Raw genomic sequence first — 14,975 nt, 5'->3', positions numbered from 1 at the left:
GGGCCCGGCGGCGCGGGGCCGGAAAGCCGAAGGCCGGCCCTCCCGCGCGGGGAGAACCGGCCGACGGACGGCCCGGGGGAGCGGTCGCCCGCTCTCGCCCGGGGCGATGTCACACGTCGAAGTACAGCTCGAACTCGTGCGGGTGCGGGCGCAGCTGCAGCGGGGCGATCTCGTTCGCGCGCTTGTAGTCGATCCACGTCTCGATCAGGTCGGGCGTGAAGACGTCGCCCTGGAGGAGGAACTCGTGGTCGGCCTCGAGGCGGTCGAGGACCGCGCCGAGGGAGGTCGGGACCTGGGCCACGTTCGCGTGCTCCTCGGGAGCCAGCTCGTACAGGTCCTTGTCGATCGGCTCGGCCGGCTCGATCTTGTTCTTGATGCCGTCCAGGCCCGCGAGGAGCAGGGCGGAGAAGGCCAGGTACGGGTTGCCGGAGGAGTCCGGGGCGCGGAACTCGACGCGCTTGGCCTTCGGGTTCGAGCCGGTGATCGGGATACGCATGGCCGCGGAGCGGTTGCGCTGCGAGTACACCAGGTTGATCGGCGCCTCGAAGCCCGGCACCAGACGGTGGTACGAGTTCACCGTCGGGTTGGTGAAGGCCAGCAGCGACGGGGCGTGCTTGAGGATGCCGCCGATGTAGTAGCGGGCGGTGTCCGACAGACCCGCGTAACCGGCCTCGTCGTAGAACAGCGGGTCGCCGTTGCTCCACAGCGACTGGTGCACGTGCATGCCCGAGCCGTTGTCACCGAAGATCGGCTTCGGCATGAAGGTCGCGGTCTTGCCGTTGCGCCAGGCCACGTTCTTCACGATGTACTTGAAGAGCTGGAGGTCGTCGGCGGCGGCGAGCAGCGTGTTGAACTTGTAGTTGATCTCCGCCTGGCCGGCGGTGCCCACCTCGTGGTGCTGACGCTCGACCTTCAGGCCCTGCCGGTCCAGCTCCAGGGAGATCTCGGCGCGCAGGTCGGCGAAGTGGTCGACCGGCGGGACCGGGAAGTAGCCGCCCTTGTAACGGACCTTGTAACCACGGTTGTTCTCGAGGGCGCCGGTGTTCCAGGCACCCGCCTCGGAGTCGATGTGGTAGAAGGACTCGTTCGCGCCCGTCGCGAAGCGGACCGAGTCGAAGACGTAGAACTCGGCCTCGGGACCGAAGTACGCGGTGTCGGCGATGCCCGTCGACGCCAGGTACGCCTCCGCCTTCTTCGCCACGTTGCGCGGGTCACGGGAGTACTGCTCGCCCGTGATCGGGTCGTGGATGAAGAAGTTGATGTTGAGCGTCTTGTCCCGGCGGAACGGGTCGATGCGCGCGGTGGACAGGTCGGGGCGCAGGGCCATGTCCGACTCGTGGATGGCCTGGAAACCACGGATCGAGGATCCGTCGAAGGCCTGCTCGTCGTCGGGGTCGAACGCCTCCGCGGGCAACGTGAAGTGCTGCATGACACCCGGCAGGTCGCAGAAGCGGACGTCGACGAACTTGACGTCCTCGTCCGCGATGTACTTCTTGGCCTCGTCGGCGTTCTGGAACATCCAGCTCCTCCTACTCCCGACCGTCCGCGCCGGGGTGGTAGATCGTTCGTGCTGCCAGTGCGGTGGCACACGCTGGTCTCGACCCTAGGGACCGGTGATTTCTCGGGCGTGACCCGTTTGTTTCGCAGAAGTTAACCAGCCCCCTACCACCGTAGCCCCGGCACACCCTGGGCGCTTCGGCCGGAACCGGGCGCAGTACCGTGTTCGGGTGGACAACAGGCAAGCAATGGGATCGTGGCTCTCCGGGCCGCGCGCGGCCATGGAGGACGCCGGGGCCGACTTCGGCTACCGGGGCGAGCAGCTCGGCCTCCCCGAGGAGGGACCGAACTCGATCGCACGGCCCGGCAGGCGCCTGGGGGCCCTGGCCGTCGACTGGGGACTGTGCGTGTTGATCGCATACGGTCTCATCACCCATGGCTACACCCCCGCGACCAGCAACTGGGCGCTGCTCGTCTTCTTCGCGATGAGCGCCCTGACGGTCGGCACCGTCGGCTCCACCCCGGGCAAGCGCCTCTTCGGCATCCGGGTCGTGGCCCTGCGGACCGGCACGGTCAACCCGGCGCGTGCCCTGCTGCGCACGTTCCTGCTCTGCCTCGCGATCCCCGCGCTGATCTGGGACCGCGACGGCCGGGGCCTGCACGACCGGCTCGCGCAGACGGTCGAGGTCCGCAGCTAGCCGCTCCGGCCCCCCGGCGGACACGTCCGCACGCGCCCTCCACAGCGGACCTGTCCGGACGCGCCGTCCGCCGGGCGGGACACTCCCGCACGCGCCCTCCACAGCGGACCTGTCCGGACGCGCCGTCCGCCGGGCGGGACACTCCCGCACGCTGCCGCTCGCCACGGCGGACCTGTCCGGACTCGCCGTCCGCCGGCGGGCTCCCGCACGCTGCCGCTCGCCACGGCGGACCCGGCCGCTCCCGCTGTTCACCACGCGGGACACGGCCGTACGCCGCCGCTCGCCACGGCGTACGGCGCGCACGGACCGCGTACGACGAAGGGGCCGCCCGGATCGCTCCGGGCGGCCCCTTTCTCGACGAGGGGGACTAGCGGGCCTTCGGGCCGCCCCTGGGCATCCGCATGCCCTTGGGCATCGGGCCCTTCGGCAGCGGCATGTTGCTCATGAGGTCGCCCAGGGCGCGCAGTCGGTCGTTGGTGGCGGTCACCTGGGCGCCGGTCAGCACCCGCGGGTACTTCAGCATGGTCGTGCGCAGCTTCTTCAGCGAGACCTGGCCCTCGCCGTTGCCGACGATCACGTCGTGCACCGGCACGTCCGCCACGATGCGGTTCATCTTCTTCTTCTCGGCGGCCAGCAGGCTCTTCACCCGGTTCGGGTTGCCCTCGGCGACCAGCACGATGCCGGCCTTGCCGACCGCGCGGTGCACCACGTCCTGGCTGCGGTTCATCGCCACCGCCGGAGTGGTCGTCCAGCCGCGGCCGATGTTGTCCAGCACGGCGGCGGCAGCGCCCGGCTGGCCCTCCATCTGGCCGAAGGCGGCCCGCTCGGCCCTGCGGCCGAAGACGATCGCCGTCGCGAGGACGCCGAGCAGCAGGCCCAGGATGCCGAGATAGACCGGGTGGCCGATCAGGAAGCCGATCGCGAGGAACACACCGAGGGTGCCGAGGCCGACGGCCGCGAGTACAAGACCGATCTTCTTGTCGGCCTTGCGGGTCATCTTGTACGTGAGGGCGATCTGCTTCAGTCGCCCTGCGTTCGCGGCGTCCGCCGCGGTTTCCTTCCTCGCCATGCCACGAAGTCTACGTGGCTCCGGGAGTGCCCACGACGGCAGTGTCCGGTGCCGTACGGCGGGGACGGCCCGGGGGCCGGGGGCCGGGAGGGTCAGGGGCGGCCGGTGGCCTGCTCCAGGAAGCGCTGGGCCTCCACCCGGTCCTTGGCGCGGCGACGGTCCTCCAGCACGGAGGTCCAGGCGTTGCGGCGGGCGGTGCGCTGGCCGCTGCTCATGAGCAGGGACTCCACGGCGCGCAGGGCGTCGGTGAAGGACGGGATGGCGGTGGCGCGGACGGGCGCGGCCTGCATGATCGAGGTCCCCCCTCGGATCGGGTCTACGGGGTGTGATACCAGAGTCACTGTTTGGTGTTACCAGGGCGTGACCGACCGGTCAAACGCGGATGAAGCCTCGATGCGGGCCCCCGCAACGCCGACGCGGCCCTGACGGCCGCCCTCATCAGCGAGGACGTTCAGGACCGCGTCGACTCGGCCACTACTGGCCAGTAATTACTTGTGCGTGAATTCACACGCTCGGCTCACACCGCCTGGGTGGCGATGTAGGAGCCGCGCTTCTCGACGGCCATCTGGTAGAGGCGGCCGGCGCGGTACGAGGAACGGACCAGGGGACCGGACATCACACCGGAGAAGCCGATCTGCTCGGCCTCCTCCTTCAGCTCCACGAACTCGTGCGGCTTGACCCAGCGCTCCACCGGGTGGTGCCGGACGGAGGGGCGCAGGTACTGGGTGATGGTGATCAGCTCACAGCCGGCCTCGTGCAGCTGCCGCAGCGCCTCGCTCACCTCCTCGCGGGTCTCGCCCATGCCGAGGATCAGGTTTGACTTGGTCACCAGGCCGAAGTCGCGGGCCTCGGTGATGACCTTCAGCGAGCGCTCGTAGCGGAAACCGGGGCGGATCCGCTTGAAGATCCGCGGGACCGTCTCGACGTTGTGCGCGAACACCTCGGGGCGGGCGGAGAAGACCTCCGCGAGCTGCTCGGGGACCGCGTTGAAGTCGGGGGCCAGCAGCTCGACCTTGGTCCGGCCGGCCTCGCGGTCCGCCGTCTGCGCGTGGATCTGGCGCACGGTCTCGGCGTAGAGCCAGGCGCCGCCGTCCTCCAGGTCGTCGCGGGCGACGCCGGTGATGGTGGCGTAGTTCAGGTCCATGGTGACCACGGACTCGCCCACGCGGCGCGGCTCGTCGCGGTCGAGCGCCTCGGGCTTGCCGGTGTCGATCTGGCAGAAGTCGCAGCGCCGGGTGCACTGGTCGCCGCCGATGAGGAAGGTCGCCTCGCGGTCCTCCCAGCACTCGTAGATGTTCGGGCAGCCGGCTTCCTGGCAGACCGTGTGCAGGCCCTCGCTCTTCACGAGGTTCTGCATCTTCGTGTACTCGGGACCCATTTTCGCCCGGGTCTTGATCCACTCGGGCTTGCGCTCGATGGGGGTCTGGCTGTTGCGGACCTCCAGGCGCAGCATCTTGCGTCCGTCGGGTGCGACTGCGGACACGTCGGCTCCCTGTAGCTTCGATTCGTCGGCGTACACCAGGGTACGCCCGTATGGATGGGGCCCTGCCGGTGAGGCCAACCTCACGGTCGCAGGGTGCATTCCCTCGATCAGGCGGAAGCCTTCTCGATCACCCGCGGCTTGAGCTCCGCGTTCTCCAGGATGTCGCGCAGGTGGCGTTCCACCACCGGCAGGACCTCCTCGATCGTGATGTCGCGGCCCAGTTCGGCCGCCAGCGAGGCCACGCCCGCGTCCCGGATGCCGCACGGGATGATGCGGTCGAACCACCGGTTGTCCGGGTTCACGTTGAAGGAGAACCCGTGCATGGTGACACCCTTGGCGACCCGGATGCCGATCGCGGCGATCTTGCGGTCCTCGCGGCGCTGGCCGGCGTTGGAGGGCGCGTACTGAGGACCGTTCAGCCGCGGGTCGAACTCCTCGTCGGCGATCCGCGGGTCGAAGTCGAGGGAGAGGCCGCCGAGCGCGGGCCGCCGCTCGACCGGGTCGCCGAGCACCCACACCCCGCTGCGGCCCTCGATCCGGGTGGTCTCCACGCCGTACTCGGCGCAGGTGCGGATCAGGGCCTCCTCCAGGCGCCGTACGTGCGCGACCACGTCCACCGGTCGCGGGAGCTTCTGGATCGGGTAGCCCACGAGCTGGCCGGGGCCGTGCCAGGTGATCTTGCCGCCGCGGTCCACGTCGATGACCGGGGTGCCGTCCAGCGGGCGCTCGCTGTCGTCGGTGCGCCGGCCGGCCGTGTACACCGGGGGGTGCTCCAGCAGCAGCACGGTGTCCGGGATCTCGTCCGCGAACCGGGCCGCGTGCACCCGGCGCTGCTCGTCCCACGCCTCCTGGTAATCGACGGCATCCGCGCCGAACCCCATGCGGACGAACCGCAACTCACTCACGGCAAGCGCCTCCCTCAGCGGACCGGTGTGTCAGGCCTGTAACGCGCCCACGCCACTGTACGTCCGGCCGTCACGCGTCAGCCCTGGGGGCAATCCTCACACGATCGGATGAATGCCTGGGGAAGAGTGCGATCAGCTGCTCACTCTCCGCTACATTCGCGCCGTTCGAGAGGCCAAATCGGCTGCTCACAGGCAATCCCGGCACTTCAGAAGCCCGGAAGGCAGGAGACCGCACCGCAGATGACGGACCGACCCGCGCAGCGCACCCCCAACCGCCAGCTCGCCGCGCTCATCGCAGAGGCGGGGTTCTCCAACGCGGGTCTGGCCCGACGCGTCGACCAGCTCGGTCTGGAGCACGGGCTGGACCTCAGATACGACAAGACGTCGGTCACCCGCTGGCTGCGTGGGCAGCAGCCCCGGGGCACGACGCCGGCCCTGATCGCCGAGGTGTTCACCCGCCGGCTCGGGCGCCGGCTCACCGCCCAGGACCTCGGCCTGGACGCCTGCGCCCCGGTGTACGCCGGGCTGGAGTTCGCGGCCACCCCCGAGGAGGCCGTCGACATCGTCAGCGGGCTCTGGCGCAAGGACTCGGGCAGCCACGCCGAGCTGCGCAAGATCGCCTTCACCCCGGCCGGGCTCGTCGTGCCCAGCCGGGACTGGCTGATCGGCAAGGCCGACGACCGGGTGGCCCGCGAGCCGGTGCTCCGGGTGCCCGCCCAGGGCCGCCCCGGCGCGCCCAAGGACCGCCCGGAGACCGTGCCGGCCCCGCCCCGGCCGCGCGGCACGACCGCACGGGCCCCCGGGCACAAGGTCTCCGGCGGCGACATCGCCGCGCTGCGCTCGGTCGGCGAGCTGTTCCGCACCCTCGACGACGCCTACGGCGGCGGGCACGCCCGGCAGGCCCTCGTGCGGTACCTGGAGCACGAGTGCGAGCCGATGCTGCGCGGCAGTTACGACGAGCAGACCGGCCGCCGGCTGTTCGCCGCGGCGGCCGACCTCACCCGGCTCGCGGGCTGGACGTCGTACGACATCGCGGCGCACGGGCTCGCCCAGCGCTACTTCGTCCAGGCCCTGCGGCTCGCCCAGGCGGCCGGTGACCGCTCCTACGGCTCCTACGTCCTGGTCACCATGAGCCGCCAGGCCGTCTACCTCGGGCACGGGCGGGAGGCGGTACAGCTCGCCCGGGTGGCCCAGCAGGGGGTGGGCACCGGCGCGCCCCCGGTGGTACAGGCGCTGCTGCACGCCTCCGAGGCGCGCGCGCACGGGGTGCTGGGGGAGGTGCGGGCGTGCACCGGTGCGCTGGTACGGGCCGAGCGCGCCCTGGAGGCGGCCCGGCCCGGGGACGAGGTGCCGCACTGGGCCCGGTTCTTCGACGAGGCGCAGCTCGCCGACGAGTTCGGGCACTGCCACCGCGACCTCCACCAGTTCCGGGCGGCCGCGCAGCACGCCGAACGCTCACTGCAGCTGCGCGCGCCGTCCTATGCCCGCAGCCGCCTCTTCTGCCGGGTCGTCCTCGCCACCGCCCGGCTCGGCCTCGGCGAACTCGACCAGGCCTGCGCTCTGGCCGCCGAGGCCGCCGGCCAGGCGGCGGAGATGCGCTCCGCCCGCGCGATCGAGTACGTGAGGGACTTCGAACGCCGCCTGGAGCCCTACAAGGACGCCCCACCGGCCCGTGGCTACCGGGAGCGCGTCGCGGCACTGGGCTGACCGTCCGGGGGGGGCCGGCGTGCCCGGTCACGGCCCGGCGGCCTCTCGGCGGCCGCCGGCCCTGCCGGGGGCAGGAAGCTCGCCGCGCCCCGATGGGAGCCCCGCGGCGCCGGGTTTGCCGACGCGGGAGCGGGGCGCGGGGCGCGGGGCGCGGTGCTGGGCTGAGCGGCCTGGGTGCGGGTCGCGGTCCGGCAGGGCCGGGTGGCGCGGGGCATGGTGGCCGGCGGTCTGCCGGGAGCGGAGAGCCCGCCGCGCCGTGGTCCGGCGGGGATGGTCGGGGCGGGAGCGGGACGCCGGGTCGGGCTGAGCGGCTGGGGTGCGGGCCGCGGTCCGGCAGGGCCGGCCTGGGCGGCGCGGGGGCGAGGAGCCCGCCGCGCCGTGGTCCGGCGGGGGAGCGGGGCGTGTGCCGGCCTGGGCTACGCCGCGCGGGGCAGCGTGGCTGTCGGGTCCGCGCGGTGCAGGGAGCCCGCCGCGCCCAGGTCCGTCAGGATCGCCGACGCGGCCCGGTGGGCGGAGTGCAGGGCGCCCTGGACGGTGCTGGTGTCGCGGTGGTCGCCGCAGACGTACAGGCCGGCCAGCAGGCGCACCGGGCGGCGCAGGTCGTGCGGTGGGCGCATCGCCGGTACCGCCTCCGGGGTGTGATGCACCGCCAGCGTCTCCCAGCGTCGGGTCGGCGTGCCGTAGAGCCGGGCCAGGTGGATGCGGACGGCGGTGTCGACGGCGTCGGGCGGCGTGCCCAGCACCGTCGACGAGATCAGCACCCGGCCGGCCGGTGCCCGGCTCGGGTCGACGCTGCTGAGCACCGCCGTGTGCGCCACCGGCCCGCCGCGGTCGGCGTCCAGCAGCAGCGAGGTGCCCGTCGCGAGGACCGGCGCCGGGTCGTCCGTGGTGTGGTGGACCACCGTCACCGGGTGGAAGTCCGGCACCCGCAGCCCCGGCAGCAGCTCGGCCGCGGCGCGCGCGTCGGTCGCCAGCAGCGCCGCGCGGCAGCGGATCACCCCGTGCTCGGCCGTGGTCACCGCCGTCGTGGACACCGAGGTGACCCGCACCCCGGTGTGCACGGTGCCCGGGGGCAGCGTCCGGGCCAGCACCTCCGGCACCGCCTCCGCACCGCCCTCCGGCACGCACAGCCGCCCGCTCGCGAAGGAGTGCAGCGCGAGGTCGGCGCACCTGCTGGAGGTGGTCAGGTCCGGGTCGCAGAGCAGGGTGGCGAGCAGCGGGCGCAGGAAGCCGTCGACGGTCCGGGCGGGCACCCCGCGGGCCGCGAGGGCCTGCGCGGCGGGCAGTTCGGGGCGGGTCAGCAGGCGCTCGACCGGCGTGGCGGCGATCCGGCCCAGGGCGGTGCCGAGCCGGGCCTGGTCGACGGCGCCGCCGACCGGCGCGCCGGCCCGTCCCGGCACGGCCGACGAGCCCCTAGGGGCGCTCGCCAGGGCGCGCACCACATGAAGTGCGCCCCTCGCGCTCCCCGTGGCCGCCGGTGCGCCGGCCCGGTGGGTGCGCCCGTCGCGGTGGAGCAGGACGCCCGGCGCGAAGCGGCGCAGGGCGAGCGAACCGAGCCCCGGGGTGAGGCGCAACTCGGGACTGGACGTGGACAGCAACTGCCCGATGCGGTCGAGGCGGAAGCCGTCCACCTTCTCCGTCGACATGCGGCCGCCCACCCAGGGGGCGGCCTCCAGGACTGCGGTCGATACTCCTGCGCTGGTGAGCCGGTGAGCCGCCGAGAGTCCGGCGATCCCGGCTCCCACGATGACGACGTCCACCTGGTACGCGGGCTCAAGCACGAGGCCCCTCCTGTGGTTGCGCGGCCGGTGGAGACGTCATGCCCCCAACTGGCCTCGGGAATACCCGAGTTCGGGTCGAGGGTAGGTTCGCTCTCGGTCAGGAACAGTCGCGCATCGACAGAGCACAGTCGCACGACGGTCGCATACGGTCACAAGGCAGCACGGATCGCGTCGTCGACCTCAGGGAACGCGAACGCGAACCCCGACTCCAGCAGCCGCTTGGGCACCACCCGCGCACTGCCCAGCACCTCCCCGGCCATCTCACCCAGCACCGACCGCAGCACGGGCGCCGGGACGGTGAACAGCGTCGGCCGCCGCAGCACGCGCCCCATCGCCTCGGTGACCTCACGGTTCGTCAGCGGCCGGGGCGCCGTCAGGTTGAACGGCCCGGACAGCGTGTCATGGTCGATCAGATGCCGGATCGCGGCGACCTCGTCGTGCAGCGCGATGTACGACCAGTACTGCCGCCCGTCGCCCATCCGGCCCCCGAGCCCGGCCTTGAACAGCGGGAACAGCTTGCCCCAGGCCCCGCCGTCCCGGGCCACGACCAGCCCCGTGCGCAGCAGCACCGTCCGCACGCCCGCCTCCTGCACCGGCACCGTCGCCTCCTCCCACTCCACGCAGAGCGACGGCAGAAAACCGTCCCCCGGCGGCGCGTCCTCGTCCACGGCCCGGTCGCCGGTGTCGCCGTAGACGCCCATCGCGCTGCCGTTCACGAAGACCCGCGGCGGTGTGTCCAGCGAGGCCACCGCCTCCGCCAGGGCGGCCGTGCCGAGCACCCTGCTGTCCCGGACCAGCCGCTTGTACTCGGGCGTCCAGCGCCGGTCCCCGATGCCCGCCCCGGCGAGATTGACCACCGCGTCACAGCCGACCAGCCCCGCCGCGTCCACCTGCTGCCGTTCCGGGTCCCAGCGGACCTCGTCCGCCCCCCGGGGCGCGCGGCGCACCAGGCGCACCACCTCGTGCCCGTCCGCGGCCAGGGACCGTACCAGGGCGCTGCCGATCAGACCGGACGCGCCGGCCACCGCGATTCGCGAAGGTTCCATGAGGTCATCCTTACCCCGCGGACACGGCCTAAGGTGGCCGTCATGTCCGAACCGTCCATACGCCCGGCCCTGCCCGCCGACGAGGAGCAACTCGCCGTGCTCGACCGGACCACCTGGTCCGTCCTGCACTCCGTGCAGCCGGCGCCGGTGCCGCCGTACCCGCCGTTCTTCGACGAGCGCCACCGGCCGCACGACTACCTGGTCGCCGAACTCGACCGGCGGATCGTCGGCTACATCCGCCTCGTGCGCGCCACCGCGCTGGCCGCCAACGCCCACGTGCGCCAGATCCAGGGCCTGGTGGTCTCCGACGAGGTCCGGGGCACGGGCGTCGGCCGGGCGCTGGTCCGGGCCGCGATCGAGGAGGCGCGGCAGCGCGGCGCGCGCCGCCTCACCCTGCGCGTGCTCGGGCACAACGCCCCCGCACGGGCCCTGTACGAGTCCGAGGGCTTCGTGGTCGAGGGCGTGCAGCCGGAGGAGTTCCTGCTCGACGGCGAGTACGTCGACGACGTGGCCATGGGCCGCTTCCTCTGAGCCCCGCGGCTCCGCCGCCACCGGCACCGGGACCGCCACCGGCACCGGGACCGCCACCGGCACCGGGCCCGGGTCCGGCACCGGGTCCTACGACGTGATCAGCCGGCCCGTGTCGACCGGGACCGTCGCCGAGGCCGCCCGCCCGGCGTCGCCCGCCACCTCGTCCGCCGTCAGGACGTAGCCCGTCTCGGTGTCCGACGTCGAGCGGGCGAAGACCACCCCGAACACCCGGCCGTCCGTGGTCAGCAGCGGGCCGCCGGAGTTGCCCGGCAGCACCGTCGAGCGGATCGAGTAGATCTCCCGGGTGACCGTGCTGTCGCCGTAGATGTTCCGGCCCGTCGCCCGGATCCGGTTCGCCACCGTCGCCGCCTGGAGGTTCAGGCCGCCGTCCTGCGGATAGCCCGCGACCACCGCCGAGTCGCCGTGCGCCGCCCCCCGGTCGAACCGCAGCACCGGGGCGCGCAGTCCGGGCACGTACAGCACCGCCACGTCCCGGTCCGGGTCGAAGAGCACCACCCGGGCCGCGTACTCGGGGCCGACCCCGCCCACCCGCACGGTCGGCCGGGCGATGCCCGCCACCACGTGCGCGTTCGTCATCACGTGCCGCGGCGTGAACACGAAGCCGCTGCCCTCCCGGCCCTCGGTGCCGGAGGCGCCCTCGATCTTCACCGTGCTCCGCCTGGCCGCCTCGGTCGCGGCGGGCGTGACACTGTCGCCGCTGGGCCGCGCCACCCGGGCCGTCGACTCGTTCTCGAACGGGTTGAAGACCTGCGGGAAACCCGCCTCCGTCAGCGCGGAGGTGGCCCGCGAGAACCACACCGGCGTGGTCTCCGGCATCGTCTGCTGCACCGCGCCCAGCAGCGCCGAACCACGGATCGCCGTCGTCAGCGTCTGCGACGAGGACGCGCCCAGCACACTCGCCGCGACCCACGCCACGATCAGCACGGCCACCGTGTTGGCCGCCGCGCCCCCTATGCCGTCCGCCACCCGCAGCGGACCCCGGCCCTCCCGGGCCAGCTCCCGGCGCAGCCGCAGCGCCAGCCGGCCCGCCAGCTCGTGCCCCACCATGCCCGGCAGCAGCACCGTCAGCACGGCGAGCACGGTCGCCTCGGCCGACCCGCGCGCCACCAGACCGGTCACCCACGGCAGCGCCCACACGCCGACGACCGCACCGCCCACGAACCCGGCCAGCGACACACATCCGGCCACCAGCCCACGCCGGTAACCGGAGGCCGCGTAGCCGACGATCACCAGCACGAGCACCAGGTCGAGCAGGTCCACGGAGCCGCCTTTCTCTCGGACCCCCTAATACGGGCGGGACGGGCCCGGTGATCAGTCACGCGAGGGCGTGCACGACCCCGGACGGCGAACCGGCCACGTTCGGGTATACCCCCAGAAACGTCCTGCACCGGGACGATGGTTCCGCCAGGTGGCAGAGCGCACATCGCGAGCGGCCCCGGGCGGCCCGACAGTGACACCATGCGTGCCTTCCGAAGAGCGCGGGCGCCACGGGAACGGCGGACCGGGCGGGTCCCCGGCGGCGCCCTGGTCGCCCTGGGACTCCTGCCCGGCCTGACCGCCGTCCTCGCCCTGACCCTGAGCGCCCGCGGCGTCGAGCGCCCCGTCGCCGTCCCCCTGGGACCGGCCGGGGTGCATCCCGGCGCGGACCACACCGCCGGACGGCCGCTCATCGTGCCGCGCTCCGCCTGGCTGGACCGCGCCACCGCCCCGCGCACCCCGCCGCCCCCGCGCTACGACGACCGGGTCGTGGCCGTCTTCGTCCACCACACCGACTCGCCCAGCCAGTACGACTGCGCCGACGTGCCCCGCATCATCCGCGGTCTGTACGCCGGGCAGACCGGCCACCGCCGCTGGGACGACATCGGCTACAACTTCCTCGTCGACCGCTGCGGCACCATCTACGAGGGCCGCGCCGGAGGTGTCGACCGGCCCGTCACCGGCGCCCACACCCAGGGCTTCAACCACCGCACCGCCGGCATCGCCGCCCTCGGCACCTTCACCGCGGGCGCCACCGTCCCCAAGGCCATGACGGACGCGATCGCCGCCCTCGCCGCCTGGAAGCTCGGCCTCGCCGGCATCGACCCGCGCGACCACGTCCACCTGGTCTCCAGCAGCGGCCAGAGCCGCTACCGGGCGGGCAGCACCGTCGTGCTGCCCGCCGTGTCCGGCCACACCGACGGCTACCCGACCAGCTGCCCGGGCGCCGCCCTGAGCGCCCGGCTCCCGCAGATCCGGGACACGGCCGCGCGCCTCCAGGGCCGGACCTCCACAGCCACGGCACAGGCGGCTCACCGGTCCCCCTGAGGCCGCCGCCCTACCGTCGGGGCATCGAGCACCGCGCCCCGGGGGCGCGCCGACGGGAGGCGGGGAGACGATGACCGGCCGGACGCAGCGGCGAGACGAGCGGACGCAGCGGCGGGAGGAGCGGACGCAGCGGCGGGTCGATGGGTCCGAGCCGTCGGAACCGTCGGAGCCGTCGGAGCGGTCGCGGCGGCGGGCGCCGCGGGACCCGTCGTGGACGCGGGCGGTGCGCCGCCCGTGGACGGTCGCCTGCGTCGTGGCCGCCGTCGTGCTCGGACCGGCCGCGGCGACCGCGTCCGCGCTCGACCGGGCCAACGCGGCGCCGCCCCGGCCCGCCCCGCAGCGCGGGACGCACGAAGGCGCCGTCAGCCCCTGAAGCGGTCCCACAGCTTCGGGTACAGCTCGGCGAGGACGGCCTCCCGCTCGAAGTCGACGGGTGTGCCCTCCGGTTCCGCGGGCGCCGGCTCGATCCCCAGGTCCGGGGCGACGGTGCCGGTGAGCTGCTCGTACGCCTCGTCCGCCGCGTAGCCCAGCTCCTCGCCGTCGCCGTCGATCTCCTCGTCGAAGTCGCCGAGCAGGTCGGCCAGGGTGTCCGGGGCGTGCAGCCCGCCCTCGAAGACCTCCCGCCCCTGGCCGATCAGCCAGCACCGGAAGTAGTCGAACGCGTCGTCGCTCGCCCCGTCCAGCAGCACCCAGGCGGCACCCCACAGGTCCCAGCGGTAGGCGCGGTTGTACCGGGCCTCGAAGTGACGGGCGAAGTCCAGGACCATGTCCGGGTCGAGCTGGAGCAGCCGGTCCAGAAGCAGGTCGGCCTGCTCCTCAGGGTCGCCTTCGGCGGCCTCGCGGGTGGCGTCGATCAGCTCCCAGAACTCCGTCTCGTCCATCACGCCACCAGCATCGGGCCTGAGCCGGTGGGGCGCACGTGGAGTGCGGCGGATCGTTATGTCCCGTACAGCGCGGCGAGCCGCACGGCGTCGCGCGCGAACCGCTCCCGCAGACCGCGCGGCGCGAGCACCTCGGCCTCGGGCCCGAGGGCCGTCAGCTGGTCGTGCGCCACCTCCTCCGACTCCACCGGCAGGGTCACGGTGACCCACCCGTCCCGGTCCGGCTCCCCCGCGCCGGCCAGCGCCTCCCGCGCGGAGAGCGGATCGACCACCCGCGGCAGCCCGCGCACCGCGGCCGGGGACAGCCGTACGACGACCTCGGCGCGCAGGATCGACCGGGCGAACCGCTCGGCCTGCGCCGCCCAGTGCGCGGGCAGGTCGAAGTCCGGGTCACGGGCGAACCGCTCCTCATGGGCCTCGACGGCGTCGAAGCGGTCCATCCGGTACGTACGGAAGGCACCGCCCCCGGGCACCCGCGCGCACAGGTACCAGACGCCCGCCTTCAGCACGAGCCCGTACGGCTCCAGCTCCCGCTCGACGGTCGTGTCCCCTCGCCGGTAGACGGCGGCGATCCGCCGGTCCGCCCAGACCGCCTCGGCGATCACCGGCAGCAGAGGGGGCGTCCTCGGCTCCCGGAACCACGCGGGCGCGTCCAGGTGGAACCGCCGGGCGGCGCTGTCCGGGGCGTCCCGCAGGGACGGCAGCAGGGCGGCGGCGACCTTGAGCCGGGCCGCCGAGGCCGCGTCCTGAAGGCCCATCTCCCGCAGCGCCCCCGGCACCCCGCTCAGGAACAGCGCCTCCGCCTCGCTCCGGGCCAGCCCGGTCAGCCGGGTCCGGTACCCGCCGACCAGCCGGTACCCGCCGGCCCGCCCCCGGTCGGCGTAGACCGGCACCCCCGCCTCCGACAGGGCCTGCGCGTCCCGGGTGACCGTGCGCTCCGACACCTCCAGCTCCCGGGCCAGCTCGGCGGCGGTCATGGAGGGCCGGGACTGGAGCAGGAGCACCATCTTGATGAGCCGGGCGGCACGCATGCCCTCATGATGCCGGGGGCC

At 73.7% G+C, this 14,975-nt stretch carries 15 protein-coding genes; 5 read left to right on the top strand and 10 right to left on the bottom strand.

What is annotated here, in order from left to right; genetic code table 11:
- Positions 1 to 109: 109 nt before the first annotated feature.
- Positions 110 to 1,519: a type I glutamate--ammonia ligase gene (glnA, locus tag B446_RS11470; protein ID WP_020939599.1), complete on the bottom strand. Its 1,410-nt coding sequence runs from the start codon at positions 1,517 to 1,519 to the stop codon at positions 110 to 112.
- 208 nt (positions 1,520 to 1,727) lie between these two features.
- On the opposite strand from glnA, the gene B446_RS11465 reads away from it, so the two are divergent.
- Positions 1,728 to 2,195 (top strand): RDD family protein, encoded by a 468-nt coding sequence (locus B446_RS11465; RefSeq protein ID WP_043475350.1) that lies wholly within the window; start codon positions 1,728 to 1,730, stop codon positions 2,193 to 2,195.
- A 367-nt stretch (positions 2,196 to 2,562) separates the two neighbouring features.
- On the opposite strand, the gene B446_RS11460 is transcribed toward B446_RS11465, so the two are convergent.
- From B446_RS11460 to lipB, 4 genes are all read right to left on the bottom strand, one after another.
- Positions 2,563 to 3,264 (bottom strand): DUF4191 domain-containing protein, encoded by a 702-nt coding sequence (locus B446_RS11460; protein ID WP_020939597.1) that lies wholly within the window; start codon positions 3,262 to 3,264, stop codon positions 2,563 to 2,565.
- A gap of 92 nt (positions 3,265 to 3,356) precedes the next feature.
- A complete protein-coding gene (locus tag B446_RS11455) occupies positions 3,357 to 3,554 on the bottom strand; it encodes a hypothetical protein (RefSeq protein ID WP_020939596.1) in 198 nt (65 codons plus the stop codon).
- A gap of 227 nt (positions 3,555 to 3,781) precedes the next feature.
- Positions 3,782 to 4,747 carry a lipoyl synthase gene (gene lipA / locus B446_RS11450; RefSeq protein WP_020939595.1) on the bottom strand — a complete coding sequence of 322 codons (966 nt, stop codon included), beginning with the start codon at positions 4,745 to 4,747 and terminating at the stop codon, positions 3,782 to 3,784.
- A 107-nt stretch (positions 4,748 to 4,854) separates the two neighbouring features.
- On the bottom strand, positions 4,855 to 5,652 hold the full coding sequence (gene lipB / locus B446_RS11445) for a lipoyl(octanoyl) transferase LipB (protein WP_043475347.1): 798 nt from the start codon (positions 5,650 to 5,652) through the stop codon (positions 4,855 to 4,857).
- Positions 5,653 to 5,892: 240 nt separating this feature from the next.
- Between lipB and B446_RS11440 the strand changes: the two genes are divergently transcribed.
- Positions 5,893 to 7,359, top strand: a complete 1,467-nt coding sequence (locus B446_RS11440; RefSeq protein WP_020939593.1) for a hypothetical protein — start codon at positions 5,893 to 5,895, stop codon at positions 7,357 to 7,359.
- Between the two features lie 416 nt (positions 7,360 to 7,775).
- On the opposite strand, the gene B446_RS11435 is transcribed toward B446_RS11440, so the two are convergent.
- Positions 7,776 to 9,140 carry an NAD(P)/FAD-dependent oxidoreductase gene (locus tag B446_RS11435; protein ID WP_020939592.1) on the bottom strand — a complete coding sequence of 455 codons (1,365 nt, stop codon included), beginning with the start codon at positions 9,138 to 9,140 and terminating at the stop codon, positions 7,776 to 7,778.
- Between the two features lie 149 nt (positions 9,141 to 9,289).
- Positions 9,290 to 10,186 carry a TIGR01777 family oxidoreductase gene (locus B446_RS11430; protein WP_020939591.1) on the bottom strand — a complete coding sequence of 299 codons (897 nt, stop codon included), beginning with the start codon at positions 10,184 to 10,186 and terminating at the stop codon, positions 9,290 to 9,292.
- Between the two features lie 42 nt (positions 10,187 to 10,228).
- Between B446_RS11430 and B446_RS11425 the strand changes: the two genes are divergently transcribed.
- Positions 10,229 to 10,717 carry a GNAT family N-acetyltransferase gene (locus B446_RS11425; protein ID WP_043478036.1) on the top strand — a complete coding sequence of 163 codons (489 nt, stop codon included), beginning with the start codon at positions 10,229 to 10,231 and terminating at the stop codon, positions 10,715 to 10,717.
- 87 nt (positions 10,718 to 10,804) lie between these two features.
- Here the strand turns inward: B446_RS11425 and B446_RS11420 are convergent, their stop codons facing one another.
- On the bottom strand, positions 10,805 to 11,998 hold the full coding sequence (locus tag B446_RS11420) for a MarP family serine protease (RefSeq protein WP_020939589.1): 1,194 nt from the start codon (positions 11,996 to 11,998) through the stop codon (positions 10,805 to 10,807).
- A 198-nt stretch (positions 11,999 to 12,196) separates the two neighbouring features.
- Here B446_RS11420 and B446_RS11415 point away from each other — a divergent pair, with 198 nt between their 5' ends.
- Positions 12,197 to 13,042: a peptidoglycan recognition protein gene (locus tag B446_RS11415; protein WP_020939588.1), complete on the top strand. Its 846-nt coding sequence runs from the start codon at positions 12,197 to 12,199 to the stop codon at positions 13,040 to 13,042.
- A 223-nt stretch (positions 13,043 to 13,265) separates the two neighbouring features.
- Positions 13,266 to 13,415, top strand: coding sequence for a hypothetical protein (locus B446_RS39625; protein WP_167543340.1), 150 nt, complete (start codon positions 13,266 to 13,268; stop codon positions 13,413 to 13,415).
- Here B446_RS39625 and B446_RS11405 read toward each other — a convergent pair.
- Both B446_RS11405 and B446_RS11400 read right to left on the bottom strand, forming a co-directional pair.
- Complete coding sequence (locus B446_RS11405) at positions 13,405 to 13,923, bottom strand: DUF4240 domain-containing protein (protein WP_020939586.1); 519 nt, start codon at positions 13,921 to 13,923, stop codon at positions 13,405 to 13,407. The two genes, B446_RS39625 and B446_RS11405, sit on opposite strands and share 11 nt — an antisense overlap.
- 56 nt (positions 13,924 to 13,979) lie before the next feature.
- A complete protein-coding gene (locus tag B446_RS11400) occupies positions 13,980 to 14,954 on the bottom strand; it encodes a helix-turn-helix transcriptional regulator (RefSeq protein ID WP_020939585.1) in 975 nt (324 codons plus the stop codon).
- Between the last annotated feature and the right edge of the window lie 21 nt (positions 14,955 to 14,975).

The organism is Streptomyces collinus Tu 365 (assembly GCF_000444875.1).
Lineage (GTDB): Bacteria > Actinomycetota > Actinomycetes > Streptomycetales > Streptomycetaceae > Streptomyces > Streptomyces collinus_A.
This window is presented reverse-complemented; position numbering and strand designations above follow the sequence as displayed.